Genomic DNA, 26068 nt, shown 5'->3' with positions numbered 1-26068 from the left:
CTAAAAAGGAGAGAAGACGAATGACAAGGAAAAAGAAGCAACAGAAGAAAAAAGGATTCAGCATACGATTGAAGCTTATTGTCTCTTTTGTTTTCATCCTAACGTTGCCACCACTTGTTATAGGGTACTTTGCCTATAATAGTGCTAAGGAAAATACAAATGAATTGATGATGCAAGAAGCACAGGAAAGTACACATACACTCGATCAAATGATTAATCAATACATTACCTCACAAACAGAGAATCTCAATCTACTTGCTGCTGAGCTATCAGATGTGTCTTTAGATGACAGTAGTATAGAGAGAGAAGTATCAGGTTATCTAGAGCAATTTAATGTTTCACAATCAAATGTGGGACAGGTAATAATAGGGACAGATTCTGGTACATTCATCTATCAACCAACTTTTATTGAGTACCCAGATACGTTTGATATTCGAGAGAGGTCCTGGTACCAAGCAAGCAAAAGGAGCGGGTGGAGAGGTTATTGTTACAGCACCTTATACGTCACTTGCAACCAAAAAGGTATCTGTTACACTAGCTCGTTCTCTAGAAGATGGAAGTGGCGTTGTCGCCATTGATTTAGAATTAAACAATCTGACCAGTATGCTTGAGGCGATAAAAGTAGGAGAGGATGGTTATTTATTTCTTTTAGATAAAAATCAAAGCTTTATTTCTCACCCCTCTAATGAAATTGGTACAGTTGCCCAAGAGGAGTTCTTTGCAAAAATGTATCAATCTGAGGAAGGATCATTTCAATATACATTTGAAGCGGAAGAGAAATATATGAGCTTTCGTACAAATGAACTTACAGGTTGGAAGCTTGCAGGTACCTATTTTACGAAAGAAGTAGATAGTACTGTGAATCCAATTCTGTGGACAACACTTACGGTTATTGGGATCACTCTACTACTTGGAGCTATCATTATTTCTGGTGTCATTCGTTCCATTACAAAGCCAATACGTAGTCTTACCAAAGCTGCAGCACGCATTGGAACAGGAGATCTTAGTGAAAACAAGGAATTAAAACAAAATCGACGAGATGAGATTGGTGAGTTAGCGAACTCCTTTGAACAAATGCGAGTCTCTTTCCTAGCCCTTCTTCAAGGAGTATTAGATAAATCGACACAAGTAGCAGCCGCATCTGAGCAGTTACTTGCAAGCTCTGAACAAAATACCAGGGCTACAGAACAAATTACTACCGCAGTACAAGAGGTTGTCAGTACAACAGAAGAGCAAGGAACTCGAATGGAGAGCAGTACAAATAAAGCAAGTCAACTCTCAGAATCTGTGAACGTAATGGCTCGAGAAACGAATGTTGCATCCTCTACAGCAAGAGATGTGCAAGAAGTAGTTGTCGCTGGTAGTCAAGCAGTGAAGACGAGTATGAATCAAATGAATACAATAAAAGAAACAAGCGTAACTGTTGCACAACGAATCAAACAACTTGGAAGTAGCTCTAAAGAAATAAATCAAGTAACAGCTGTTATTAAAGAAATTGCAGAACAAACCAATTTGTTGGCATTAAATGCCTCCATTGAAGCGGCAAGAGCAGGAGAACATGGCAAAGGTTTTGCAGTTGTTGCTGAGGAAGTAAGGAAGCTTGCCGAACAATCTGCAGCAGCCAGCGAACAAATTCGCGATATGATTCTAGCCATTCAAGAACAAGCCGGTTTGGCATCCGATGCGATGCAAGTTGGAGGGACAGAAGTAGAAAATGGAATAAAAGTAGCTAGTCAGGCAAACCAATCATTTGCGACAATTGATCAGCATATAAAGAACATGGTTAAAAAAATCACCTATGTGACCTCAGAAGCAAATAAAGTTTCATCAGGGACAAAAGAATTTGTACATGTATTTAACGAGTTAGCAGCTCATTCCGAAGAGACTACAACCGAAATGCAAACTGTTTCTGCCTCTACAGAAGAACAACTTGCATCTATGGAAGAGATCGCAAGTTCAGCCGAAAACTTATCTAGTCTCTCGGAGGAGCTACAAGAATTGGTACAAGTATTTAAATGGTGAGAGAAGTGAAAAAGTCTAATCATACATCGTTATGATTAGGCTTTTTATTTATGAATCGATGAACGTTCCTGCTCTGTTATCCTAAAGTCTTCTTTGTTATAGTGAGTATAGTGATGTAAGGGTTATCTCAAGAAAGGTCGTTAATTAAAGTGAGTGATTTTAAGAGGGAAAATTCTAAGAAAACCTATAGTTTAAAAACGATCATTATTTTACTTGTGTGTATGGTTGTATTAATCGCACTTTCTTGTACGAGTATCCTTGTTGCTTATGACAATGCAAAAACAACAAGGATTTCGCTCGAAGACAAGGTCTGGACCATTGCCACATCATTTGCGAGATCGCCAGTTGTTATAGAAGGTTTGACAAATGAGAATACAAGAGAACGATTGCAGGAGTATACATTAGAAGTACAATCTGAGACGAATGTAGAATACATTGTTGTGATGGATATGGATCGTATACGTTTAACGCACCCAACCTTTGATCAAGTTGGAAAAAAATTTGTTGGAAATGATGAGGGCCTAGCTTTTGAGGGGGAGACATATACATCTACTGCCGAGGGTACGCTTGGTGAATCATTACGAGCATTTATCCCTGTTTTTGATGAGACAACAAGAGAGCAGATAGGTGTAGTGTCCGTGGGTATTTTGACTGCTCACATTAACGAAGCGGTTTATCGGAGTCAATTCATGGTATTGTTAGGTGGCTTTTTTGGTCTAATTCCTGGAATCATTGGCGCTGTATTTTTAGCTTCTAAAGTGAAAAAGTCGATGCAGAATCTTGAGCCAGTTGAAATTGCTCAGCTATTAGAAACAAGGGAAGCCATTTTATCCTCTGTACAAGAAGGCATTCTTGCCATTGACTCAAGTGGTAAGATCATTCTTGTGAATGAGGCTGCGACGAAGATGCTCCAAAAAGCCGGTTTAGACAAAAGTCCACTCTATCAGGATGTCGCTGAGTTCATACCTGAATTTAACTTGCACGATGTCTTGAAGAAAGACAGGATAGAACGTAATCAACAGGTTACTCTCAATGAACTTGAGCTTGGTAGTAAATCGAGTGCCTGTAGATTCAAATGGAGTACGTATGGGAGCGATGGCAACATTTCAGGACAAGACTGAGTTTACTCTTGCGCTTGGATCAGTTATCAGGAATCAAATCATATGCTGAAGCCTTACGTATGCATACTCATGAGTTTATGAATAAGCTTCATGTAGTATCTGCAATGGTTCATACGGAGTCATACGATGAATTACAAACATATATCAAAACGATCTCAACTTATTATCAAGAGGATGTCGGTTGGATTTCAAGGCATCTTAATGACCCAGTGTTAGTAGGCTATCTTTTAAATAAGCTTAATATGGTGAAAAATAATGGAATTGAGATTAGTCTTACTGGTGAATCATCATGGCCAGTGGTGAAAGAGCCTAAACTATTAAATGTTCTTATAACAGTAATTGGCAATAGTCTCGATAATGCATCTGAAGCACTTTCGACAATAAAAAATCCTAAAATAATTGTGACGATTGATTATGATGGAGAGAATATTCTGTGGAAAGTCAGAGACAACGGTGCAAAAATAGCACAGGAAAAGCTTGACCAGCTTTTAGATAAAGGGAATTCTACTAAGGGATCAGAGAGAGGCTATGGCATGTATCTAATGCTCACTTCTACTGAAGAAGTAGGGGGAGAGCTGAAACTATTAGCTAATAATGATGAAGGTGTTACATTAAGGGCAGAGTTGCCGTTACAAGGAGTAGAATATGATAAACGTATTAATCATTGAAGACGATCCCATGGTTGCAAAATTTAATGGGATTTATTTAGAGCGTGTTGCTGGCTTTTCATTAGTAGGTACAGCTAATACGATTAAGACAGCATGGGAGATATTAGAGAAAGAAGAAGTGCATTTAATCTTGTTAGATATTTACATCAATCATGAAAATGGACTAGAGCTGCTGACAGAGCTAAGATCTAAAAGTATGGAGACAGATGTCATCGTAGTCAGCTCCGCAAATGACCAAACATCTATACAGATGGCGCTTAGATTTGGTGCAGTTGATTACTTGATGAAACCCTTTGAATTTGAGCGTTTTAAAGAGGCATTGAGTCAATACGCACATCAATTTAATCAACTTCAAACAGAAGCATTAAAGCAAGAAGAGCTTGATCATTTATTCTTATCCAGAAACAGAGTGGATGAATCGGGTCAAGAGGAACTGCCAAAAGGCATAACTAAGCATACTTTTCTAAGAGTTCTAAAAGAAATTAAGCATTTTGATAGCTGGTTTTCAACAGCTGATTTGGCAGTAGCGTCATCCATATCTAGGGTTTCCCTTAGAAAGTATCTCCGTTATTTAGAAGAGAGCGAGTTTTTAGAAATGGAGGTATCCTACGAAGGTTCAGGAAGACCGCTTCAGCAATATAAAGTTAGTGCAAAAGGAAATGAATACATGATGTCACTATTTTTGGGAGAGAAGTAGTGACATTTCTCACTTTAATAAGTTACATAAGTCCTGTCATTAGTTTTTAATAGTGGACGGATATAAAATAATGCTTCAAAATGAAGAAAACGCTTACAAATTGGAGGTATTGCACATGAGAGCTTTTACTCAAAGTGTTTGGCAAAGTTTATGGCAATCACATAGACAGACTAAACGATTAATAAATGTATTCTCTTATCAAAAAGATGCAGCTGCGGCTAGAAAGGCGTCTAGTCAAAATAATAAGGCTGAAGCAGGGTCAAACGGTTCTAAGAATCAGGACCCCAATAATGATGAAGAAGTAAAAAAACCATATAAAACACCTCAGCTTGTTGGTTTAATACTAGGTCCATTATTGTTTATGTTAACATTGTTTTTCTTCCAACCAGATGGTCTTTCTTTTGAAGGGAAAGCTGTACTGGCGGTGACTCTTTGGGTTGCGACATGGTGGATCACAGAGGCCATGCCGATTCCTGCAACTTCACTATTGCCAATTATATTATTGCCTTTAACAGGTGCTCTTGATTCTGGAACAGTTACATCTGCATATGGAAATGATATTATCTTTTTATTCTTAGGCGGATTTTTTATTGCAACAGCTATGGAAAAATGGAACCTTCATAAACGATTAGCCTTAGGGATTATCGCTTTAATTGGTACAAGTACGCAGCGTATCCTACTTGGGTTCATGGTTGCGACAGGATTTTTATCCATGTGGGTTTCAAACACTGCAGCCGTTATGATGATGATTCCAATGGGACTTGCAATTACAGCACAGGTTGCTTCTGCTTTAAAGGGAAAACCAGAAGAAAAGGAGCTTCCTAAGTTTGAGAAAGCCTTAATTTTTGGAATTGGTTATGCGGGAACAATCGGAGGACTTGGAACCTTAATTGGAACACCTCCAAATATCATTCTAGCCGCTCAGGTAAATGAATTATTTGGTGTAGAGATCTCCTTTGCATTATGGATGCTTTTTGCTGCACCGGTTGTAGCAATCTTATTAGTGTTTACTTGGCTATACCTAGGAAGGTTTGCTTTTAAGATGACAATTAAAGGCTTGCCGGGTGGTCAAGAAGTTATTACGAAAGAGCGCAAAGCATTAGGTGAAATGTCGTTTGAAGAGAAAGCAGTACTAACCGTATTTATTATTACTGCTTTTATGTGGGTTACAAGAGAGTTGATTTGGACAAGGATTTTTACGGATCTTGATCTAAAAGATGGAATGATTGCTATGGCTGCAACAGCTGCGCTTTTCTTAATGCCAGCTTCTAAAAAATTTGGCTCACGTATTTTGGAATGGAAGGATTCCAGAGATATTCCATGGGGAGTACTCCTGTTATTTGGAGGAGGTCTTGCGATTGCGGCAGGATTTACATCTTCTGGTTTATCCGATTGGATGGGAGAGCAACTTCAAGTATTAGACGGTATGCATATTTTCTTAGTAATTGTAGCTACTACATTACTTATTATGGGCATGACTGAAATTACATCTAATACAGCTACGGCAACAATGATTATGCCAATCGTTGCAGCACTTGCTCTAGCTATTAATATTCATCCATATGCTGTAATGATACCAAGTGCACTGGCAGCAAATTGTGCCTTTATGTTGCCGGTTGGGACGCCACCAAATGCCATTATATTTGGAACAGGTAAGCTGAAAATTATTGAGATGGTTCGTGTTGGTTTCATTGTAAATATTATTGCTACGGTCCTCATTATAGCAGCAGTCTATTTGTTACTGCCTGTTCTATGGGGAATAGACCTTACAATATTCCCAGAAAGTTTTAGATAACGAATCATACCCAAGCCAGGAGGCGTTAAAAAGCTCCTGGCATTTTTTTGTCTAGGAGTCATACCGTTTCATTTGGACAGTGCTGTGATACACTAATTCTAACTACATATTTAACAAACGAAGGGAAGAGGTTTATGTCGAACAACGTATTGACTTACATTCATGAAAACCGCGAGAATCACTTAAATGAATTAATTGAGTTCCTGCGTATTCCGAGCATTAGTGCACTTTCAGATCATAAAGGGGATGTGCGCAAAGCAGCAGAGTGGGCTGTTCAATCACTTGAAAAAGCCGGACTAACCACAGTGGAGCTTATGGAGACGCCAGGTCATCCTGTTGTGTATGGTGAGTGGAGTTCTGCAGACAATACTCATACGATCCTAGTCTATGGCCACTATGATGTTCAGCCAGTAGATCCAGTCGAACTGTGGGATAGTCCTCCTTTTGAACCGGTTATTCACGATGAGAAGCTTTTTGCTCGTGGTGCAAGTGATGATAAAGGACAAACATTTATGCATATCAAAGCTGTGGAAGCGTTACTTAAAGTAAATGGCAAGCTTCCTTTTAACGTAAAGTTTTTGATTGAGGGCGAAGAGGAAATTGGCAGCCCAAGTCTTGATGCGTTTGTGGCCGATAATAAAGAGCTACTTGCAGCGGATGTTTTGCTTATCTCTGATACGCCGATGCTTGGAAAAGGAAGACCGGCTGTATGTACAGGGTTACGAGGTATGTGTAGCCTTCAGGTCGATGTGAAAGGTGCAAAGGGTGACTTGCATTCTGGATTATACGGTGGTGCTGTTCAAAACTCCATTCATGCGTTAGTTCAATTGCTTGATACCTTACGAGATGAGAACGGAAGAATTCAAGTAGAAGGCTTCTATGACAACGTAATTGAGCCAACAGCAGAAGAACGTGAAAGTTATAAGAACTTAGGTGATTATGAAACGGAGCTAAAGGACGAGTTAGGTGTAAGAGAACTCTTTGGGGAAAAAGGGTATACCGCGCGTGAACATACGTGGATCCGCCCAACGTTAGAAGTGAATGGAATCTATGGAGGCTTTCAAGGAGAAGGTGTCAAAACAGTGATTCCTTCTGAGGCTCATGCTAAGATTACGTGCAGATTGGTGCCAGGACAAGATCCAGATCAGATTTCTGAATTCATTGAGAAGCATCTGGAGGCTCATACCCCACCGGGCGTAACGGTTACAACTAAACGTTTTGATAAAGGTAAGCCATTTTTAGCACCTACCGATCATCCAGCTTTTAAAACGGCTGCGGACTCTTATGAGAAAGTATACGGAGAACCAGCTTTATTTACTAGGATGGGTGGTTCTATCCCGGTTGTTGAAACCTTTGACCAGGTGCTTAATATTCCTATCCTATTGATGGGATTTGGTTTACCGAGTGAGAATTTCCATGCTCCGAATGAGCATTTTCATCTAGAGAATTATGATAAAGGAATTGAGACATTAATTACGTACTGGGAAACAGTAACATTCGATTAAAGATCAGAGATAGGAGAGTATAATGACCATACAAAGAGAGAAAAAAGAGATTAAACTAGTCGCATTAGATATAGATGGGACATTACTTGATTCAAATCATCAGTTATCTAAAGAAAATGCACAGGCAATATCTGAAGCTCAGGAACAAGGTATATATGTTGTACTGAGCACAGGGCGTTCTTTAATGACGTGTAGCGAGTTTGCAGAAACACTAAAGCTTAGCTCTTATTTGGTGACAGTGAATGGCAGCGAGATTTGGGATAAGAATTTAAATTTAATGGAGCGAAATCAATTAGATAGCAAGCTTGTGCAAAGAATGTGGGACCTGCGTAATGAGCATGGTACACATGCGTGGGCAACATCTGTTGGTCAGGTTTGGAGAAATGAGATGCCTGATGATATCCATCAAACTGAGTGGTTGAAATTTGGATTTGATGTGGAAGATGATGAGATTCGTCTTGCAATCTTAAAAGAACTTCAATCTCATGGTGAGCTTGAGATTAGTAACTCAAGTCCAACTAACCTTGAAATTAATGCTGCTGGAGTAAATAAAGCAAGAGGGTTAGAGAAAGTTTGTGGGTATCTTAATATCACAATGGATCACGTTATGGCAGTTGGAGACAGCTTAAATGACTTAGCTATGATTAAAGAGGCCGGAATAGGAGTGGCAATGGGCAATGCTCAACAGTTAGTGAAGGATACAGCAAACTGGGTCACTTCAACAAATGACGAAGCGGGTGTTGCGAAGGCTATCCGTACTTGGGTGCTCTCGTCGTAACGTCATGCTAAAGGAGGCTGTCCAATGAAGGACTGTGTGATAGCAGACATCACACCAGAAGATGCTGTTCGTGTCATTCAATGGAAATACGAGTCGCCATATGATTTTTACAATATTAAATCACAGGCTGAGGCCATGCAGGAGTTTTTGATAAATGCTTATTACTCCGTCCGACATGGAGATCAGCTAATCGGGATATTCTGTATTGGCCCATCTGCTCAAGTACCAGAAGGAAGAGCTGCCGGTATATACCGAGAGAGTTATGTTGATGTTGGAATAGGCATGGCGCCCTCCTATACTGGTCAAGGAAATGGTAAGGATTTTTTTCGAATAATCGTTTCTTATTTAAAAAAACAATTTCCAGATGCAGGAGTTAGGTTGTCTGTTGCAACCTTTAATACTCGAGCGATTCGGTTGTATGAAAACACTGGATTTAAGAGTGTAGCAACGTTTCCGGCCAAGGATGCTGATTTTATTGTTATGACTCATCCAACAATCATGACAACATAAAAAAAGGCTGCCTCTATTCAATTAGAGCAGCCTTTTCATTATTTGTTTTTTGTGGACGAATCCAAGCGAGAAATCATTCCATGTGAAGGCGAGAAGATAAAACTAATGACAAACACGATACCAGTTGAAAAGGCCATTGAACCCGAAACGGATGTATCAAGCCATACGGCAATGTAATACCCCGTTATAGAAGAAATAACGCCGAACAAAGCACTTAATATTAGCATAATCGACAATCGCTCTGTCCATAAATAAGCAGATGCTGCTGGAGTAATAAGCATCGCTACCACAAGGATTGCTCCCACTGCATCAAATGAAGCGACCGTTGTTAGAGAGACTAACGTCATAAATAGGTAATGAAGAGCTATGACAGGAAACCCTAAGCTTGCAGCTAAAGCAGGATCAAAAGCAGTAATTTTCCATTCCTTATAAAAGGCTAAGATTAGACCTAGCACAAGTAGGAATACACAAAATAGTGTCAATGTAGCTACGGGTACCTCGAACCCAATTACCGGAAGTGTGACGGTATTCCACGGGATAAATGCAATTTCTCCCATTAGCGTGTGTTTGATGTCTAAGTGAGCGTTCCCGATACTTGTTGAAACTAAGATCACGCCAATCGCAAACAAACTTGTGAACACAACGCCAATAGAAGCATCGTATTGAACTCCTTTTGATTGGAACCATTGAACTAAGTAGGTCGTTAATAAACCTGCGAGTGCAGCTCCAATTAGCATGTGAACGCCTTCGAGGCTATGTGTGATCATAAAAGCTAACACAATTCCAAGTAGTACAGTATGGCTGATTGCATCTGCCATCATAGCCATTCGTCTTAATACGAGAAAAACACCGATCATCCCGCACGACATCCCTACTAAAGAAGCCGTTACTAGAATCCAAGCAACATATGTCATGCCTGGCCTCCTTTCGGCTGATTATCTCGTCGAACTGCACGGTATTCCAACCATTCAATTAGTAACCCTTTTTCTTTTCCGATAACTAAAGAGACAAGAAATAAACAGGAAGCAGATAACACGATAAATGGCCCCGTTGGCCAACCTGCTCCTTGTGCACTTATAAATGTGCCGAGTGCACCAGAAACGCCTCCAAATGCTGCTGAAAGTCCCATCATTGTCCGGAAAGAGTGAGTCCAGTATCTTGCGCTGACAGCCGGAATAATGAGAAGAGCAGCCATTAAGATGACTCCAACTGCTTGAATACCAATGACAATGGTAATAACAAGAACAAGTAAGTAAATGACATTCATTCCTTTGAGAGGGTAACCAATGCCTTGAGCAAAACTTGGATCAAATAAAAAGAGCTTCCACTCTTTAAAGGCTATAATAATGATGAAAATAACAAGTCCGGCTAATCCCGCCATCATATAGACATCTGATTGAACCATTGTAGCCGCCTGACCAAAAATGAAACTGTCTAAGCCACTCTGATTCCCACCACCGGAGCGATTGGCGATGGTAAGAAGCATAATTCCACCACCAAAAAAGACGGAGAGAATCATACCCATTGCTGTATCTTCTTTGATGCGAGTTGAGTTCTTAATCGTTTGAATGAACAACGCGCCAAGCAAGGCACTTATACCTGCTCCAAGAATAAGGAAAGGTAGGTTTTTTTCGTTCATGATCAAAAAAGCAATCACTACACCAGGTAAGGCAGCATGAGAGAGTGCGTCACTCATCAAGCTTTGTTTTCTCCAGTAAGCCAATGTACCAAACATCCCTGCAGCAATACCTAAAAGTGTTGTGCTTAACAGAACCCATTGAAAGTTACTGGAGAGAAGGATGGCCATTCGTAATTCCCTCCTTCATCCATCGGACGGCACCACCATATGCACTTGCAATGGTATCTGCAGTAAACACAGTCTGTGTTGGACCGTGTGCAATCACAGATTTGTTTAATAACAGAACCTGATCAAAATAATCGGTTACTGTTTGCAAATCGTGATGAACAACAAGCACTGTTTTACCAGTGTTTTTAAGTTCTTTTAGAATGGTCATTATGGCTTTCTCCGTTGAGGCATCTACACCAGCAAAAGGTTCATCCATAAAGTACAGGTCGGCCTCCTGAATCAACGCTCTTGCTAAAAAGACACGCTGTTGTTGTCCTCCTGAAAGCTGACTAATTTGCCGATTAGCATAATCGCCCATGCCAACCTTATCTAACGCTTCAAATGCCTTTTCCTTATGTCTACGCATTGGCCATTTGAACCAAGCCAATTTTCTGATAAAGGCCCATCATCACAACATCCAGAGCATTTGTGGGGAAATCCCAATCGACTGAGCCTCTCTGAGGAACGTAGCCGACTCGTGTTTTTTCTGCTTTGAGAGTATGACCAAAAAAAGCAACATCTCCACTAAGAGATGGATGAAGCTGCAAAAGAGTTTTAATTAAAGTGGATTTACCTGCTCCATTGGGGCCAACAATCCCTGTTAGTGTGCCTTGCTCAACGGCAAAGGACACTTGATCCAATACTTTATTTTTCCGATAAGCCGCGCTTATATTGTTTACTTCTAATACATGTGACATCGTTTATGTCCCTCCTGAAAGAGCATCGTATATGGTATCTACATTATAGCGATACATCCCTATATATGTGCCTGCCTCTGTGCCTTCTTCTCCCATTGCATCAGAGTACAGCTCCCCACCAAGTGAAATTTGGTGGCCTTGTCTTTGTACGCCTTCGATAACAGATTGAATGGCTGATTTGTTGACGCTCGATTCAACAAATACGGCAGGTACGTCTTTTTCAACGATCGTGTTAACCGTTGACTGTACATCGGATATACCAATTTCAGATTCTGTGCTTAGCCCTTGTAAGGCAACTACTTCTAGGTCATTCATACGTGCAAAATATTGAAAGGCGTCGTGAGCTGTAACGAGTACTCGTTGATCTTCATCGATGGAACTTAGTTTTTCTTTTGAATAAGCCTTTAAATCCTCTAATTGAGTTAGATAGTCTTGTTTATTCTGTTCAAAAAATGAAGCATCTTCTGGTGACATTTCCTTTAGCTTTTCAACAGCGGCCGTTATACCTTCTTCCCAGATATCAATATCAAACCAGATATGGGGGTCAGGAGAGCCTGCTGATGCAGGATCCTCAAGTAATTCTGCAGGATCTGCGGCACTTCCAAATGCAAGAGTTGGTACAGATGTATGTTCAAACACTTCACTCATATTAGCTTCTAAATGAACACCGTTATAAAAGAGCACATCAGCTTGTTCAAGCTTGCTGATATCACCTTGTGAGGCTTCGTATAGATGAGGATCGACTCCTGAACCCATTAAGCTCTCAACGTGAATTCGATCGCCTCCAATTATACGCAGCGGGTCAGCAATTTGTGCGGTTGTAGTAACGACCGATAGTTGACCATCAGCTGCTTGTTCAGTTGCAGATTGACAGCCAGATAAGGCAAGTACCGCTATAATTACCGTATATATAGCAACAAATGGTTTTCTCATGCTGAAATTCCCCTCTTTGATAAAAACCTTCTTACTTTTAAAAAGTATGACAAGCGACTAAAAGTTGCACTAAGTAAACTTTAATAGTCTACGGCAAAAATGTCAAGATTGTAAGCTTATAAATCTTTGGAGATAACCTGACAAGAAATGAAGAATAAATTGATAAAATCATTCGTCACTTTTCGTCAATATTGTTATGATGAGAAAAACGACCTACGTTGATTCAGTATTATATGCAAATCAGAGGCAATTTAGGTTGAACATGCATATTTTTAAAAATAGACGTATCAGAAAGGTTCAAATAAAGAGAGATAGAAGGGGCGATGATGATGGATCAGAAGAAGGTAACGCAATATGAACATGCAGATAGAGTGAAGCAACTAACTCTTGAATTAGTCAGTCAGCCTAGTGTTTCTGGAACTCATGGCGAATGTGAGATGGCGGATGCAATCGTTACAATTCTTAACCGTATGGAATATTACAAAAAAAATCCTCATCACATTACAAGAACCCCGATAAATGGAGACCCACTAAAAAGGGAGGCCGTTATCGCTTTGATGGAAGGAAATCCCGAATCAAAACATGCTACTCTTTTGTTGAGCCATTTTGATGTGGTAGGTGTTGATGATTTTGGTCAATATAAACCATATGCCTTTTTACCAAACGAATTAGAAATGGAATTAAAACAAGAAAAAGAAGGGTATTTGGATGCACATGCTAAAGGTGATTTAGACTCTGGGGATTATTTATTTGGTCGAGGTACGATGGATATGAAAGCCGGTCTAGCCATGCAGCTCTCTGTCTTACAAGACTTTAGTGAGTCTAAAACGAAAAATCAGAATCTTTTATTAGTATCTGTCCCCGATGAAGAAAAACTCTCAAAAGGAATGTTTGCGGCAGTGGATGAACTCGATCGATTGAAGCGTGAGGGTTGGACTTTTGATGCGTGTATTTGTAGTGAGCCGAACTTCTCTTCATTCCCAAATGATTATCAAAAGTATATCTACACAGGTTCAACAGGTAAACTATTACCATTTATTTATTGCCTAGGAAGAGAGACACATGTAGGCCAGCCTCTTGAGGGCATTAACGCATCTGTTATGGCAGCTCAAATTGCCGTTGAAATGGAGTGGTCAGAGGTTTTTGCAGATAACGCAGAAGGTGAAAAATCACCCTCTCCAACATGTCTGCGAATTAGAGATTTGAAGGATAGTTATGATGTGCAAACGCCAAATGAAGCCTACCTCTTATACAATGTATTGACGCTGTCTACTCAGCCAGAGGAAGTAGTAGATAAAGTGGTAGCAGCGTGTGATCGGGCAAGTAAAAATATCTATGAACGTCTTGTTACACTTCGTTCAGCCCAAACCCATATTCCCAGGGGGGAAATAGTGAGGCTCCTGAACTGAAAGTATATACAATACAGGATCTCTATAGAATAGGGATAGAGAAGTATGGTCAGTCATTTGACCATATTTTCAAGGAAGCGCTTGAATTAAATAGTACTGGATCAGAGGATTATTCCGAACAAACTTTAGGGATTGCTAGAAAACTATCAAGTTATTTCCTTGACCTGGCACCATTTTATTTAGTATTACTTCAGCCTCCCTATTATCCACATGTGAGTTTGGATCGTACAAAGGATCATAATATGCTCCAGATGGTTGATGAACTAAGGCATTATGCAGCCGAGCTGTGCGGGGAGCAAGTAGCTGTTAAAACTTTTTTCCCCGGTCTGTCTGATGTAAGTTATTGTCGGGTCAGCGATGATGAAACAGCTGTTGATTCCTTGCAACGTCACATGCCTTTATTTGAGCATGGTTATGACATTCCGCTGAAGCAAATCGCTCACATTGATATGCCAACAATAAATATCGGGCCATTTGGAAAAGATGCACATAAGAGAACGGAACGATTGCAACTCTCTTACTCGACCAAAACAGCACCACTTCTGCTTAAAAAAGCCCTACAAACGATTGAGCAAATGAACCAATAACTACAAATGTTACTGATCCAACTCTCTTAGTAGGAGCGTTAATTCTTTAAAACGAGCTTCATTTCGTTCATCTAGAGCCTGGTCAATATCAGCAAGCAGGCTAGCTCTGTCTGTTTGCTGTTGGACTTGGCTTAATACGCTGTTTGTTGCTAGTTCATACTTTTTAAAGCGCTTATAATTTTGGAACTGTTCTTTAATAGGAGTTTGTACTAATTTCTGATAACTAGAATGTATGTGGCTACCGTAAAAATGAATCATCATGTTTCGTTTTGTCCCTGGATGCGCCATGAAATCACCAAGCACTTTTGAAGGGTCCTCACTTTTTTTACCGTGGTCATAATAAATAAAGCCAGGTTCATCTGATTGCATGCTAGAAATCACAATCGTTTTTGAATCAGTAGAAAGTGTATGGCTAAAAGTTGTATTTTCTAAAATATGAGAGTGGTTGATCAAATAGTCTAAAATTGTGCGAGCTTCTTTGCTTTTTAAGCGATGGTTTTTTAGGAACCATTGTAAAAAGGATGTTTTCTCTGAAGTAGAGACCCATCTATTCACCTAATCACCTACCTATAAACAATGATACTTGATGTCTTCCCTACTATGATAACGTAAAAACAATGAAAATGTTTCTTTTCTGAAAATCAAGGGAATATTAAACATACATAATAGATAGTGGGGTGTGCAAAGATGCCAAGAATCATTCGATTAGCAATTAGGTGGGGTCCCGTTTTGTATCCAGTCATTCTAAAAATAGTTAAAGAACGTAAGAAAAAGAAAGCTGATAGTGCAACCAAATCATCATAATCATTTCCCAATCATGAACTGAAAACTTATTTAGTGGAAATACTTGAAATAACCGCTTTGTTTTACGATATAAAAGTAGGGACTTCTGAGTGGACGCAGAAGAAAGGAGTCTGTAAACAACCTTGACTATACAAGCTAATATTCAATTAATGAAGCTAGCCGATGCCCTACGTAATACGTATGATACGGTGTATATATTAAAGTATGTGGACGGTCGGTTTCGGTATGATTATATTAGTGTAAAAGCTGATGAAACCACTTATCTAACAAAGCAATCAGTGGGTAAGTTTATGGATGACGTTATTCCAAGATATAGGTCAGAGCGGATGCATTCATTATTTCTAAAAGCACTTGGAGAAAATATTGCGGTTGAATATAGCGAAAAAATAAACGCAACTGATTATGAACGCATAATTAGCGTTCCAATTGAAACAAATAATGTTTCTTACAAGCTTTTGTTAGTTTATTCTGAGCATATGAAGGTAGGTAATGAAGCAACGTTTGAAATGAAAACGGGTTTACCGAGTTTCAACTATTTTAGAGAATTCGTCCAACAGAAGCTGGAAAACCAACAACAGCAGAATAAATCTTTAGCGCTTTTATATGTGAATATAGATAAGTTTAACAATATTATAGACAAAATTGGACATGCGCGAATCGAGCACATCATCACCCAAATTGCGACTAGAATGAATTCTATTTTGGATAATCAATCCATTCTTGCTCGTATTACTGGAGATGAATTAATTATTTCAATCGAGGATAGTGAACGTGCACCTAGGTTAGCTCGAGATGTACAGAATTCCCTTGTGGAACCGTTCATAGTGAATAGTCTTGAAATTTTTGTTACAGCAAGTATTGGTATATCAGCCTTAACAGAAAAAACAGAGACCGTTGATCGATTGATTATGCAGGCTTATCGTGCCATGTTTGAAGCGAAGCAGCTAGGTGGGAATCGGATTGAAAGGTACAGTGACTGTAAGAGTCGTCCAAATGGAGAGCTAGATAGTCACATGCTTGAAAGAGAGCTGAACAAGGCAATTGAAAACCAAGAATTCACTGTCTATTACCAACCTATTATTCACCTTCATACACAGCGTATTCACTTCGAAGCACTTATCCGATGGTTTAGTCCTAAATTAGGATTTATTGCACCTGATCAATTTATTCTAGTGGCAGAAGCATGCGGAATTATTGAGATGATAGATGAATGGGTTATTGATAAGGTCTGTCAGCAGGTCGGTAGTTGTTTAGATAAACACTTTCATGTATCTGTTAATTTATCTACTAAAACGCTTGAGTCACAACGGTTGGAAGCCACTCTTTTAAACACAACCAAAAGACATGGAGTGAATCCAAGCCGAATTGTACTAGAGATTACAGAACATTCAATTCTGCAGAATGAAGCAGCGACAATTGATAAGCTAAAACGGTTAAGGAGCGCTTGGATTTCAAATAGCGATAGACGATTTTGGTGTAAGTCATGCATCGTTAAACTATCTGCGCGTGTTGCCTGTTGATAAAATTAAAATTGACAAAGTATTTATTCAAAATATAATGAGTGGTTCAAAGGATTATCATATTGTTACCTCTATCATTTCACTGGCACAAAAGCTCGGTTTGGTAGTTACAGCAGAAGGAGTAGAAACAGAGGAGCAATTAGAGCTGCTAACGAGGATGAACTGTGATGAAATTCAAGGGTTTTATTTCAGTAAACCAGTACCTCACGATACAATTGAGGGTGTTACAAAATCATTAAAAAAAGAATTATTTACATTGTTACATTAAAAAAGAGGCTGGGACATAACTAGTCTCAGATACAAAAAAAGATCTCCATCACCATTTTCTTGGTGAAGGAGATCTTTTTTGATACTCGATTCTTAAAATATCTTGAAAACCTAACGGCTCTAGCGGTGAACTTCCTTATGTTCACCGCCATGACGCGAATCCTAATTCATTTTTCACTTTCTCTTTACTTCGTACAGAGACTCGAGTGAAACGCAAATTAGCCTTCAGAAATCCGAAGACTGGTTCCACATCGATTTTGCGTTTGCCATAGATTTCACCTGTTTCTTTTTCGGCAAGCAGCTGTCTCGTATAGGCTTTTTGTTCTTCCCAACGTTCGTTGTAATAGATCCTTCTCTGATTTCCTTCTTTTGCTTTTGTACATTGAGCTCGGAAGGGACAAGACGAACAATCCTCACATTCATACACACGGTACTTTCGCATAAAACCCGCTTTATCACGCTTTTCGGAATGATAGTGAAAAGCTAGTTTCCGATTATTTGGACAAGTGAACGCATCCTCTTCGGCATCATATGGCCAGTTAGACATTTGGAAGGGGTCTTGTTTATAGTTCTTTTTCTTCTCTTTTCGGTATTGATTATACGTGATCAAAGGAATACGTTTCCGATGGCTGACGACATCGTCGTAATTTCGCTCACTGCCATACCCGGCATCTCCGACAATATATTTGGGTAACGCAAAGAAATCCTGTTCGATCTTATCTAAAAAAGGAATAAAGGTTCGCGTATCTGTAGGATTTGGGAACACATCATAAGCCAAGGCATACTGACCTTCGGTCGCCAACTGCACATTGTACCCAGGTTTAAGCTGTCCATTTTTCATATAATCGTCTTTCATGCGCATAAATGTGGCATCGGGATCTGTCTTCGAATAGCTCTTACGATCTCCGAAGATTTCCATATCCCTCTTATATTTTTGGTTGCGTGTAATGAAGTCGTTATACTGCTTACGGTACTGTTTCGGTGCTTTACGTGCTGAGCGTAGCTGCTTTCGTTCGGCCACATCTTCACTTGCCTCAATACGGCGATCGTATCCCTGCACGGTGTCGTCAAGTTTCTCTGCTACCTGTGCTAACTCCTCGTCCGTGAGGGCTTCTGGGTTTTCTCTTTCAATGGCAGGGATAATCTCCTGTTCGACAAGTTCTTCGTACATCCGATTCGACTTTTCCATCAACTGAGCACTATATTTTTCTGTAGACTTCCGCCACACGAAGGTAAACTTATTGGCATTCGCTTCGATTTTAGTCCCATCAATAAAGATCGCTTCTTCTTCGATGACCTTTTCCTGGACCAACTGACAGCGGAATTGGACAAAACACTGGCGCAAAAGGTCTTGAACATCGGGGTTCACTCGGAAGCGATTGATGGTGCGATAGCTAGGTTGATACTCTTGGGCTAACCACATCATACGAATACTGTCTTGAAGAAGGGCTGCAATCTTACGACCTGAAAAGACCGATTGAGTGTAGGCGCACAAAATAATTTTCATCATCATACGAGGATGATAAGCAGGATGTCCCGTTTTCCGGAGGAAAGCGTCGAAGGCTTCGTCTGGGATACTTTCAACTAGAGTGTTCACGGTGAAAGCAATATCATTTTTCGGTAATTTTCTTTCTAAATCAAGCGGTAAAATGACATCATGCATGGTATACTGTTTAAACATAAGGATCCCCCTTTGGGTTTTGTGTGGTAACTTAATTCTATCAGAGGGGTCCTTATTTTGCTTCTAAAAACCAATGATTTATCTATAAAAAGTAGACAGGCATCTTCGGAAAATCCGAAGATGCCTGTCTATTTCATTTAGTCACTTTACTGGGTTTTGTCCCAGCCTCTTTTTGCATTTTAGAGTGTTAGTGTTGATGGTGCATCCTTAATTGCAAGGATAATTTGTCCTTGGTCTAGCTTGTCCTCTAGTAATTTCGCTTCATCAGCACTAAATCCAAGTTCCTCAAATTTTGCACGAAGCTCGTCACCTTTTTTACGGAATACGTTTTTAATTGATGTACCTAGACCGGTTTCGCTTACACCTACAGTATTGGCATCTGCGTTATCTGCCACACGGTTTGTTCGGTCATCATCATGTGTAATAACGTAGATATTATCCTCATCTACACCTTGTGATTTAAGAGCGTTAACTGCTGTTACCACTTCTTCGTCATTTTGAAATTCTTTATATACTGGTTTCATTTTTAATCGCCTCCTGTACTTAATGTTTACCCGACTTGTTTAGGATAAAACATAAGGTTAATAAATATGTATGTAAAAAAAACAAAAGCCTATCTCAGGCTTTTGCATTGTATTACTTATGCGGGAGTTTCTTGATGCTTTAATATTTTGGCGTCGAAGATAAAGGGACCAAAGGGGACAATTGATGCAATGAAAGCTAGTAGAGCTGTTAAAAGCGACCAACGAACACGAATCATCATATAAAATATTGCGGCAACATATAACACAAACAAAGCACCGTGCGCGGCCCCAACAATAGTCACGGCCATGTCCATTCCCATCATGTATTTAAGTGGCATCGCAATTCCAAGTAAGAGTAGAAATGAAATCCCCTCTAAATAACCAATGACTTTAAATTGTTTGATCGGATCCCTCATATAGTATATCCTCCTAGATTTATGATTGTACCTTCTATTGTACTACTTAATAAAAGAAGAATACGTTTTAGCCCATGAATTTTTTGTGAATGACAACAGTAAGGTTTATCAGTATTTGTAAGGGGTACACACTCAGTACAATCTACAAATTATAAACTTTTCTGTAGATTAATTAATTTCCGATCAAGCGATTCATCAATAAAAGAGAGTAAACAGTCTTCATTTTAATAGGAGTGAGCGATCAATGAATGTACATCAATTATATATAAACGGAAAGTATGTTGACTCAAAATCAGATGAAATCATCGATGTGATTAATCCATCTACTGAGCAATTGATTTCAAGAATAGCGAACGCAACAGAAGAAGAGACAAACCAAGCAATTGAAACGGCTTTTGAAGCGCAAAAGAAATGGGCTAAGCAAACTCAAGTAGAACGAGGCAAAATTGTTCGAGATCTTGGGCAACGTCTTGAGGCAAACAAAGAACGTTTTGTTGAACTTTTAATTGAGGAACAAGGGAAAGACTATGAGTTGGCAAATGGAGAAGTTCAAACAGCTATCGACTATTTCTATTATATGTCCGAGTGGGCTAGACGTATTGAAGGAGAGATTGTGCCAAGTGATCGGCCGAATGAACAAATCCTCATGCAGCGAAAGCCAATTGGTGTTGTAGGTGGAATTGTTCCTTGGAACTTCCCGGTATTTATCTTAGCTCGTAAGGTGGCAACGGCGTTAATAACTGGTTGTTCAATCGTATTAAAACCGAGCCAACAAACACCTAACACGGCTGTTGAGTTTACAAAGTTAGTTGATGAATCCGACCTGCCAGAGGGAGTGTATAACCTCATTACAGGTAAGGGATCTTCAGTAGGTAATGTAATGGCTAGTCATCCGAAAGTTGCCATGATTACGATGACAGGTAGTGTTGGAGCTGGAACAAAGGTTATGGAAGCTGCAGCTCAGAATATGACTAAAGTGAATTTAGAGCTAGGCGGCAAGGCTCCAGCCATTGTAACTAAACACGCTGATGTTAATCTAGCGGTTGAGAATATCGCTGCATCTCGGTTAACAAACAATGGACAAGCATGTACAAATGCTGAGCGAGTATATGTTCATGAAGATGTCTCGGAAGAATTTATTGATAAACTAACAAAGACATTTAAAGAAACAACGTATGGTAATCCACTTCAAGACAAACAAGCGGATATTGGACCATTAATTAATAAGGAACATTTGGATGGGGTTCATGACATGGTGCAACGCGCCATTGAAGAAGGGGCGCAGCTTGTGACTGGTGGACAACAAGCGAAAACAGAAAAAGGATTTTTCTACGAACCAACTATTCTTGTTAACGTCGATCAAAAATCTGAGATCATTCAGGAAGAAATTTTTGGACCAGTGTTACCAATTTTGACGTTTAAAGAGTTCGATGAAGCTATTGAATGGGCCAACGATTCCAAGTATGGATTATCTTCGTCTATTTACACTGAGAACTACCATGAAGCAATGCGTGCAGCCAACGAACTTTTATTTGGTGAAACATTTGTGAACCGAGAAAATTTTGAAGCAATTCAAGGCTATCATGCAGGCTTGCGTCAATCGGGTCTTGGTGGTACAGATGGTAAGCACGGAGTAGAAGACTTTCTTGTGACACATGCCGTCTATATGCAATTTAAACAAGAGTAAGATGTAGCTCAAATACCTGTGAGGATCTGTTCCTCGCAGGTATTCTTTAGGTAAAGTCACTTCCTTTCCTTGTTTTTTATAGAGGATATTCTGCATAATAAAAGAATGTAGATGATGAGCCGAAAAAGAGGAGGATATCCTATGGAAGTGCAAATTTTACCGATTAAACGTGAAGAGGCTCCTATCCTGCATAATCTTATGCAATTTTATATTTATGAATTTAGTGAGTATCTACAAGATATTAAACTTGAAAAAGACGGAAGGTTTGAACCATTTAAGTTAGATGGTTACTGGATTGAACCACATCTAAAACCGTTATTTATAAAGGTAGATAAGCAGTTAGCTGGCTTTGTTCTTCTTGAAGCTACCTCTGATTCATCTCCAAATGCAGTAAATGAGTTTTTTGTATTAAAACCATTTACAAGAAAAGGAGTAGGGAGAAAAGCGGCATTTGAAGTGTTTAAGCGTTGGCATGGAAACTGGGTTGTTGCGCAGCTAAAGGAAAACAAACCTGCTCAGGCATTTTGGAAAAAAGTTATTCATGAATATACAAATGGACATTTTGAAGAGTTGGAAGATCATGAAAAACGTACAATCCAGTCTTTTACCCTGTAGCTTTTAAATGACATGTTATAATGAGCAAGCACAAAGTAGAAGAAGGATAGGATGAGCAATTATGAGTAGAGCGAATGTAACTCTTCAAGTCGATAGTCGATTAGCATCTTTATATAAACGAGGATTTCCGATTGTAGAACAAGAAATAGTGGAACAAGTAGAAGAACCCTTATTGGAAGGGGATTTCCTAACGATAGAGGATGAGAGTGGAGCCTTTGTTGCAAAAGGCTATTATGGGCAACAAAACAAAGGAAGAGGTTGGATTCTTTCTACTAAGAAACAAGAAGTCATTGATGTTGAGCTATTCATACAAAGAATCCAGAAGGCGTTTGCAATGAGAAGCCGCTTGTTCTCTGATGAGAAGACCAATGCGTTTCGATTGTTTAATGGCGAAGGGGATGGAATTGGTGGGTTAACCATTGATTTTTATGCGGAGTATGGAGTGATTACTTACTACAGCGAAGGTATTTATTCTATGAAGGAATGGGTCATTGAAGCTGTTAAAAGAACATACCCATTTATTGGGCTTTATGAGAAGAAACGCTTTGCCCAAAAAGGAACGTACGTTGAAGATGATGATTTTGTTGAAGGGGAACAAGCGCCAGAACCATTATTAATAATGGAAAATGGAATTAAGTATGCTGTTTACCTGAATGATGGGCCAATGACCGGAATATTCTTAGACCAACGAGAAGTTCGTAAACGAATAAACGAAGACTATGCAAAAGACAAAACGGTTTTAAATACTTTTTCTTATACTGGTGCATTTTCAGTGGCAGCAGCGAATGGTGGAGCCGTGCAAACGACAAGTGTGGACTTGGCATCTAGAAGTAAGGAACGTACGATTGAGCAATTTTCAGTTAATGGATTGGATTTGGAGCAGCAACGTATTCATGTGATGGATGTATTTGAGTATTTTAAATATGCGCAGAAAAAACAACTTCTATTTGATCTTGTTGTCATTGATCCACCAAGCTTTGCCCGTTCAAAAAAACAATCGTTCAGCGTGGCAAAAGATTACCCGGCATTATTAAAACAGGCCATTGCTATTACAGAAAAAAATGGTGTCATTGTAGCATCAACAAATAATAGTGTGTTAGGAATGCGTAAGTTTAAGACTTTTGTAGAACAAGCGTTCAAAAGCCAGAAGCTTAACTATACAATTCTTGAAGAACACACAGTACCAGATGATTACCCGTACTTGAGCAACTATAAGGAAAGTAATTATCTCAAAGTCTTGTTTATAAAAAGGGAAGATTGAGGGAAAAGGGCTGAGATAGAAATTATAAGTTACTAAATCGAGCCCTATTAATAAGAGAGTATTGCTACCGCTCCGGACATACATTTCGCACCCGCCCACGGAAAGCGTGCCCCCTAACCCGGTAGCGGCAAGCCTGCAGATTCCTCTTGCTCTCATAAGTATCTTGAAACCAAAAGACGAGCGAACCTGATCAGGTTCGCTCGTCTTTATAGGTTATTTGCTTATTTTACTTCTCTTCTTCTGTTGAATCTTCTGAAGTTGCAGCTGTTTCTGTTTCAGAGGATTTTCCGGAGTTCTTCACTTCATTTGTTAATTCTTCAATGGAAGAGCGTACATTGCCTTTTCCTGAGAAGTTCTCGATTAATTCTTTCATGTCTATTCCTGAAGAGGCTTTTAGTGAATGTTGCAGTGTACTCATTAAGTCTGTGGCATATCCTGTGACCTTATTAGCGCCGCTATTCTCACCATTGCCACCAGTATCAACAACGGTAATTTTGTCGATATTACCTAGTGGAGCAGCAACTTCTTTAGCATAATCAGGAAGCATGTTCACAATCATATCGAGCATTGCAGCCTGACCGTATTTTTCGAAGGCTTCGGCGATTTTCTCTTTTGCTTCTGCTTCTGCAAGACCTTTTAGACGGATAACTTCGGCTTCAGCTTCCCCTTGTGCACGATTCGCTTCAGCGTGTGCTAAACCATCTACGCGTACTTTTTCAGCGTCGGCTTTTGCCATTGCTTCAACACGGTATTTATCAGCATCGGCTTCTGCCAATTGCTTGCTTTTAGATGCTTCGGCTGCTTGCTCAACAGCATAACGATCGGCATCTGCTTTTTTCTTCACTTCTGAATCGTATTGACGTTCACGTCTAGCAATCTCTTTTTCTTCTAACTCAATTTGTTTCTGACGCTCAATAATTTGAATTTGCATTTGCTGCTCTGTAACTTCCTGTTTCGAACGAGCTTCTTGTAAGTGGTAAGATTGATCGGCAAGTGCTTTCGCTTTTTCTTGCTCTGTACGATATTCAGCTACTTTTAACTGATTATCTTTTTCAGCTTCAGCAATTTCAGTTGCACGTTCAATTTCAGAACGTTGTGCAAGTTTGTTAGCTTCTGCTTGCTTAATACGTGTTTCCATTTGCGCATCAGCTGTAGCGATGTCTGCGTCACGTTTCACCTGAGCGATTCTTGGTTTACCTAATGATTCTAAGTATCCGTTTGTGTCACGAAGATCCTTAATTGTAAATGATACGATTACAAGACCCATCTTAGCTAAATCTTGTGATGCAACCTTTTGTACTTCCTGTGAAAAACGCTCTCTATTTTTGTAGATTTCTTCAACAGTCATTGATCCCAAGATCGAACGAAGATGACCTTCAAGAACTTCTTTTGCTTCGTTCTCGCGGTCTTCACGCGTTTTTCCAAGGAATTGCTCTGCTGCTGTAGCGATTTCGCTAATAGATCCACCAATTTTAATAATGGCTGTACCATCAGCAATAACAGGTACACCTTGCTCAGTGTAAACCTCAGGTGTTTGTACATCTAACTTACTTGATAGAAGGCTGAGAGGTTTTGCTTGCTGGAAAACCGGCATAACAAATGTACCACCACCGCGTACAATTTTAATTCGGTTACCTGCTCCATCAATATTTACATTTTTTCCACCAAGATAACTACCTGTAACAATAAGTGCTTCATCAGGACCGGCTGTACGATACTTTGTTACAAATACGCCGATTAAAGCTAGAACAATAGCAGCGGCTGCTGCGATAACAAGAATAGTTGGTGTAATTAATTGATCCAATTAAATTCCTCCTAAAATAAATTTAAAATGATAAGTCTTCATCTTTCACAGATACATAGGCAACGCCATCTTTAATATCGATCACAAGAATATCTTTTCCCGATGGAATTTCTTCCTCGTCAAATCCTTTTGCTGTTTTGGATACGGTGCCTCCTGAGTCATGCAAGATCACTTCACCAAAACCATCTTTTGGAATGGATACTATGACATGGCCGGCTCGACCAATTAAGTCGTCTTCCGTATACGCATTAGACTCTTCTGCATTTGTTAATGGTATTAAAACAAATATATTTAAAAGTAAAACAAGTAACAGTGAGACAAGGGCTGAGACGATAAGAATAATGATACTGTTAATCGATGTAAGCGTTTCGAGTAGATAACCTCCAAGCGCTCAAAAAGGTTACAAATGAAAGAATAAGTGTTGGATTAAACAAGCCATCTGGTATAAATTCAAACAGGCCATCTAACATATCACTTACTAAAATATAGACAAGTGTTAATACACCGCCTGCGATTAATCCGTATAAATAAATTTGTTCTATGTTCTCCATGTAGATTTCCTCCTTTGAAGCCTTTTGACCGCTAGTTTGCTATCTACTCATGAAATTTTCTAGCTACTCCCTTCCTACAATAATAAGCGACTAGTTAATGTGCTTTAGTTGTATATACGGATGGAAGGGCATCTGGTTTCTGTAATTTTGAATTTTTTTCAAATTAATTCAGAATAGCTTGAACTCGGCCAACTTGACCGTCAGTTAGACGGACTTTGATACCGTGGGGATGAGAAGGGGAATTTGTAAGAATGTCTTTGACGATTCCTTCCGTCCGCTTTCCTGATCGTTGGTCCTGTTTCAATACAATTTCTACACGTAAACCAGCTTTGATATCTGCTCGCTTTTGTCCATTCATATGTATTCAAC

27 protein-coding genes and 2 pseudogenes are annotated in these 26068 nt (G+C 39.4%); 17 read left to right on the top strand and 12 right to left on the bottom strand.

Going from position 1 to position 26068, the window contains the following annotated elements; all coding sequences use genetic code 11:
- Positions 1-20: 20 nt before the first annotated feature.
- The 9 genes from NDM98_RS24460 (at position 21) to NDM98_RS11545 (ending at position 9096) form a co-directional block, all read left to right on the top strand.
- A complete protein-coding gene (locus tag NDM98_RS24460) occupies positions 21-578 on the top strand; it encodes a cache domain-containing protein (protein WP_251607697.1) in 558 nt (185 codons plus the stop codon).
- The gene (locus NDM98_RS11580; protein WP_251609109.1) at positions 484-2022 is read left to right on the top strand and encodes a methyl-accepting chemotaxis protein; all 1539 of its coding nucleotides are present in this window, start codon (positions 484-486) and stop codon (positions 2020-2022) included. Before NDM98_RS24460 ends, NDM98_RS11580 begins: the two co-directional genes overlap by 95 nt.
- Positions 2023-2171: 149 nt before the next feature.
- Positions 2172-3143, top strand: coding sequence for a PAS domain-containing protein (locus NDM98_RS11575; protein ID WP_251607694.1), 972 nt, complete (start codon positions 2172-2174; stop codon positions 3141-3143).
- Positions 3144-3151: 8 nt separating this feature from the next.
- Positions 3152-3811, top strand: a complete 660-nt coding sequence (locus NDM98_RS11570) for an ATP-binding protein (RefSeq protein WP_251607691.1) — start codon at positions 3152-3154, stop codon at positions 3809-3811.
- Positions 3789-4508, top strand: a complete 720-nt coding sequence (locus NDM98_RS11565; RefSeq protein WP_251607688.1) for a response regulator — start codon at positions 3789-3791, stop codon at positions 4506-4508. The genes NDM98_RS11570 and NDM98_RS11565 overlap by 23 nt, the downstream gene beginning before the upstream one ends.
- A gap of 115 nt (positions 4509-4623) precedes the next feature.
- Complete coding sequence (locus NDM98_RS11560; protein WP_251607685.1) at positions 4624-6303, top strand: SLC13 family permease; 1680 nt, start codon at positions 4624-4626, stop codon at positions 6301-6303.
- Between the two features lie 134 nt (positions 6304-6437).
- Complete coding sequence (locus tag NDM98_RS11555) at positions 6438-7808, top strand: dipeptidase (protein WP_251607682.1); 1371 nt, start codon at positions 6438-6440, stop codon at positions 7806-7808.
- Positions 7809-7830: 22 nt separating this feature from the next.
- Positions 7831-8586, top strand: a complete 756-nt coding sequence (locus tag NDM98_RS11550; protein ID WP_251607679.1) for a Cof-type HAD-IIB family hydrolase — start codon at positions 7831-7833, stop codon at positions 8584-8586.
- 24 nt (positions 8587-8610) lie between these two features.
- On the top strand, positions 8611-9096 hold the full coding sequence (locus NDM98_RS11545; RefSeq protein WP_251607675.1) for a GNAT family N-acetyltransferase: 486 nt from the start codon (positions 8611-8613) through the stop codon (positions 9094-9096).
- A 38-nt stretch (positions 9097-9134) separates the two neighbouring features.
- Here NDM98_RS11545 and NDM98_RS11540 read toward each other — a convergent pair whose 3' ends face one another.
- The 4 genes and pseudogenes from NDM98_RS11540 to NDM98_RS11525 form a co-directional block, all read right to left on the bottom strand.
- Positions 9135-10010: a metal ABC transporter permease gene (locus tag NDM98_RS11540; protein WP_251607672.1), complete on the bottom strand. Its 876-nt coding sequence runs from the start codon at positions 10008-10010 to the stop codon at positions 9135-9137.
- Entirely contained in the window at positions 10007-10903 is an 897-nt protein-coding gene (locus tag NDM98_RS11535) for a metal ABC transporter permease (RefSeq protein WP_251607669.1), read from the bottom strand. The genes NDM98_RS11540 and NDM98_RS11535 overlap by 4 nt, the downstream gene beginning before the upstream one ends.
- Positions 10881-11640 (bottom strand): annotated as a pseudogene (locus NDM98_RS11530) (metal ABC transporter ATP-binding protein). Before NDM98_RS11530 ends, NDM98_RS11535 begins: the two are co-directional and overlap by 23 nt.
- Positions 11641-11643: 3 nt before the next feature.
- Complete coding sequence (locus tag NDM98_RS11525; RefSeq protein WP_251607666.1) at positions 11644-12573, bottom strand: metal ABC transporter solute-binding protein, Zn/Mn family; 930 nt, start codon at positions 12571-12573, stop codon at positions 11644-11646.
- 323 nt (positions 12574-12896) lie between these two features.
- On the opposite strand from NDM98_RS11525, the gene NDM98_RS11520 reads away from it, so the two are divergent.
- Both NDM98_RS11520 and NDM98_RS11515 read left to right on the top strand, forming a co-directional pair.
- Positions 12897-13982 (top strand): M20/M25/M40 family metallo-hydrolase, encoded by a 1086-nt coding sequence (locus NDM98_RS11520; protein ID WP_251607663.1) that lies wholly within the window; start codon positions 12897-12899, stop codon positions 13980-13982.
- Between the two features lie 242 nt (positions 13983-14224).
- Positions 14225-14569 carry a hypothetical protein gene (locus NDM98_RS11515; protein WP_251607660.1) on the top strand — a complete coding sequence of 115 codons (345 nt, stop codon included), beginning with the start codon at positions 14225-14227 and terminating at the stop codon, positions 14567-14569.
- Between the two features lie 9 nt (positions 14570-14578).
- Here NDM98_RS11515 and NDM98_RS24455 read toward each other — a convergent pair whose 3' ends face one another.
- Positions 14579-15124 (bottom strand): YpiB family protein, encoded by a 546-nt coding sequence (locus NDM98_RS24455; RefSeq protein ID WP_251607657.1) that lies wholly within the window; start codon positions 15122-15124, stop codon positions 14579-14581.
- 132 nt (positions 15125-15256) lie between these two features.
- Between NDM98_RS24455 and yxzF the strand changes: the two genes are divergently transcribed.
- The 3 genes from yxzF to NDM98_RS11500 all read left to right on the top strand — a co-directional run bounded on the left by yxzF (position 15257) and on the right by NDM98_RS11500 (position 17161).
- Positions 15257-15373 carry a small protein YxzF gene (yxzF, locus tag NDM98_RS24910; protein WP_506324397.1) on the top strand — a complete coding sequence of 39 codons (117 nt, stop codon included), beginning with the start codon at positions 15257-15259 and terminating at the stop codon, positions 15371-15373.
- A gap of 122 nt (positions 15374-15495) precedes the next feature.
- Positions 15496-16893 (top strand): GGDEF domain-containing phosphodiesterase, encoded by a 1398-nt coding sequence (locus NDM98_RS11505; protein WP_251607654.1) that lies wholly within the window; start codon positions 15496-15498, stop codon positions 16891-16893.
- The gene (locus tag NDM98_RS11500) at positions 16829-17161 is read left to right on the top strand and encodes an EAL domain-containing protein (protein WP_308807740.1); all 333 of its coding nucleotides are present in this window, start codon (positions 16829-16831) and stop codon (positions 17159-17161) included. Before NDM98_RS11505 ends, NDM98_RS11500 begins: the two co-directional genes overlap by 65 nt.
- Positions 17162-17186: 25 nt before the next feature.
- Here NDM98_RS11500 and NDM98_RS11495 read toward each other — a convergent pair.
- The 3 genes and pseudogenes from NDM98_RS11495 to NDM98_RS11485 form a co-directional block, all read right to left on the bottom strand.
- Positions 17187-18841 (bottom strand): annotated as a pseudogene (locus NDM98_RS11495) (IS1182 family transposase).
- A 179-nt stretch (positions 18842-19020) separates the two neighbouring features.
- A complete protein-coding gene (locus NDM98_RS11490; protein WP_251607651.1) occupies positions 19021-19365 on the bottom strand; it encodes a YflT domain-containing protein in 345 nt (114 codons plus the stop codon).
- Positions 19366-19481: 116 nt separating this feature from the next.
- Positions 19482-19781, bottom strand: a complete 300-nt coding sequence (locus NDM98_RS11485) for a DUF3817 domain-containing protein (RefSeq protein ID WP_251607648.1) — start codon at positions 19779-19781, stop codon at positions 19482-19484.
- Positions 19782-20025: 244 nt separating this feature from the next.
- Between NDM98_RS11485 and aldA the strand changes: the two genes are divergently transcribed.
- From aldA to NDM98_RS11470, 3 genes are all read left to right on the top strand, one after another.
- Positions 20026-21468: an aldehyde dehydrogenase gene (gene aldA, locus NDM98_RS11480; RefSeq protein ID WP_251607645.1), complete on the top strand. Its 1443-nt coding sequence runs from the start codon at positions 20026-20028 to the stop codon at positions 21466-21468.
- Between the two features lie 141 nt (positions 21469-21609).
- Positions 21610-22083 carry a GNAT family N-acetyltransferase gene (locus NDM98_RS11475; RefSeq protein WP_251607642.1) on the top strand — a complete coding sequence of 158 codons (474 nt, stop codon included), beginning with the start codon at positions 21610-21612 and terminating at the stop codon, positions 22081-22083.
- A 61-nt stretch (positions 22084-22144) separates the two neighbouring features.
- Positions 22145-23344 (top strand): class I SAM-dependent rRNA methyltransferase, encoded by a 1200-nt coding sequence (locus NDM98_RS11470; RefSeq protein WP_251607640.1) that lies wholly within the window; start codon positions 22145-22147, stop codon positions 23342-23344.
- Positions 23345-23570: 226 nt separating this feature from the next.
- Here the strand turns inward: NDM98_RS11470 and floT are convergent, their stop codons facing one another.
- The 4 genes from floT to NDM98_RS11455 form a co-directional block, all read right to left on the bottom strand.
- Complete coding sequence (gene floT / locus NDM98_RS11465; protein ID WP_251609106.1) at positions 23571-25136, bottom strand: flotillin lipid rafts scaffold protein FloT; 1566 nt, start codon at positions 25134-25136, stop codon at positions 23571-23573.
- Between the two features lie 34 nt (positions 25137-25170).
- On the bottom strand, positions 25171-25482 hold the full coding sequence (locus NDM98_RS24905) for an NfeD C-terminal domain-containing protein (RefSeq protein WP_506324402.1): 312 nt from the start codon (positions 25480-25482) through the stop codon (positions 25171-25173).
- Between the two features lie 16 nt (positions 25483-25498).
- On the bottom strand, positions 25499-25699 hold the full coding sequence (locus NDM98_RS24045; RefSeq protein ID WP_307728794.1) for an NfeD family membrane protein: 201 nt from the start codon (positions 25697-25699) through the stop codon (positions 25499-25501).
- Between the two features lie 163 nt (positions 25700-25862).
- Complete coding sequence (locus NDM98_RS11455) at positions 25863-26057, bottom strand: YwbE family protein (RefSeq protein WP_251607637.1); 195 nt, start codon at positions 26055-26057, stop codon at positions 25863-25865.
- Positions 26058-26068 lie beyond the last annotated feature (11 nt).

This window comes from Alkalicoccobacillus plakortidis (assembly GCF_023703085.1).
GTDB lineage: Bacteria > Bacillota > Bacilli > Bacillales > Bacillaceae_D > Alkalicoccobacillus > Alkalicoccobacillus plakortidis.
This window is presented reverse-complemented; position numbering and strand designations above follow the sequence as displayed.

What these genes read in the sequence shown, in the direction of transcription:
- NDM98_RS11485 (WP_251607648.1), bottom strand. Translation starts at nt 19,781, where the DNA reads ATGAGGGATCCGATCAAACAATTTAAAGTCATTGGTTATTTAGAGGGG.
- NDM98_RS11455 (WP_251607637.1), bottom strand. Translation starts at nt 26,057, where the DNA reads ATGAATGGACAAAAGCGAGCAGATATCAAAGCTGGTTTACGTGTAGAA.
- NDM98_RS11550 (WP_251607679.1), top strand. Translation starts at nt 7,831, where the DNA reads ATGACCATACAAAGAGAGAAAAAAGAGATTAAACTAGTCGCATTAGAT.
- NDM98_RS11565 (WP_251607688.1), top strand. Translation starts at nt 3,789, where the DNA reads ATGATAAACGTATTAATCATTGAAGACGATCCCATGGTTGCAAAATTT.
- yxzF (WP_506324397.1), top strand. Translation starts at nt 15,257, where the DNA reads ATGCCAAGAATCATTCGATTAGCAATTAGGTGGGGTCCCGTTTTGTAT.
- aldA (WP_251607645.1), top strand. Translation starts at nt 20,026, where the DNA reads ATGAATGTACATCAATTATATATAAACGGAAAGTATGTTGACTCAAAA.
- NDM98_RS11520 (WP_251607663.1), top strand. Translation starts at nt 12,897, where the DNA reads ATGATGATGGATCAGAAGAAGGTAACGCAATATGAACATGCAGATAGA.
- NDM98_RS11470 (WP_251607640.1), top strand. Translation starts at nt 22,145, where the DNA reads ATGAGTAGAGCGAATGTAACTCTTCAAGTCGATAGTCGATTAGCATCT.
- NDM98_RS11490 (WP_251607651.1), bottom strand. Translation starts at nt 19,365, where the DNA reads ATGAAACCAGTATATAAAGAATTTCAAAATGACGAAGAAGTGGTAACA.
- NDM98_RS11555 (WP_251607682.1), top strand. Translation starts at nt 6,438, where the DNA reads ATGTCGAACAACGTATTGACTTACATTCATGAAAACCGCGAGAATCAC.
- NDM98_RS11515 (WP_251607660.1), top strand. Translation starts at nt 14,225, where the DNA reads ATGCTCCAGATGGTTGATGAACTAAGGCATTATGCAGCCGAGCTGTGC.
- NDM98_RS11540 (WP_251607672.1), bottom strand. Translation starts at nt 10,010, where the DNA reads ATGACATATGTTGCTTGGATTCTAGTAACGGCTTCTTTAGTAGGGATG.
- NDM98_RS24460 (WP_251607697.1), top strand. Translation starts at nt 21, where the DNA reads ATGACAAGGAAAAAGAAGCAACAGAAGAAAAAAGGATTCAGCATACGA.
- NDM98_RS24045 (WP_307728794.1), bottom strand. Translation starts at nt 25,699, where the DNA reads ATGGAGAACATAGAACAAATTTATTTATACGGATTAATCGCAGGCGGT.
- NDM98_RS11525 (WP_251607666.1), bottom strand. Translation starts at nt 12,573, where the DNA reads ATGAGAAAACCATTTGTTGCTATATATACGGTAATTATAGCGGTACTT.
- NDM98_RS11475 (WP_251607642.1), top strand. Translation starts at nt 21,610, where the DNA reads ATGGAAGTGCAAATTTTACCGATTAAACGTGAAGAGGCTCCTATCCTG.
- NDM98_RS11545 (WP_251607675.1), top strand. Translation starts at nt 8,611, where the DNA reads ATGAAGGACTGTGTGATAGCAGACATCACACCAGAAGATGCTGTTCGT.
- NDM98_RS11560 (WP_251607685.1), top strand. Translation starts at nt 4,624, where the DNA reads ATGAGAGCTTTTACTCAAAGTGTTTGGCAAAGTTTATGGCAATCACAT.
- NDM98_RS11535 (WP_251607669.1), bottom strand. Translation starts at nt 10,903, where the DNA reads ATGGCCATCCTTCTCTCCAGTAACTTTCAATGGGTTCTGTTAAGCACA.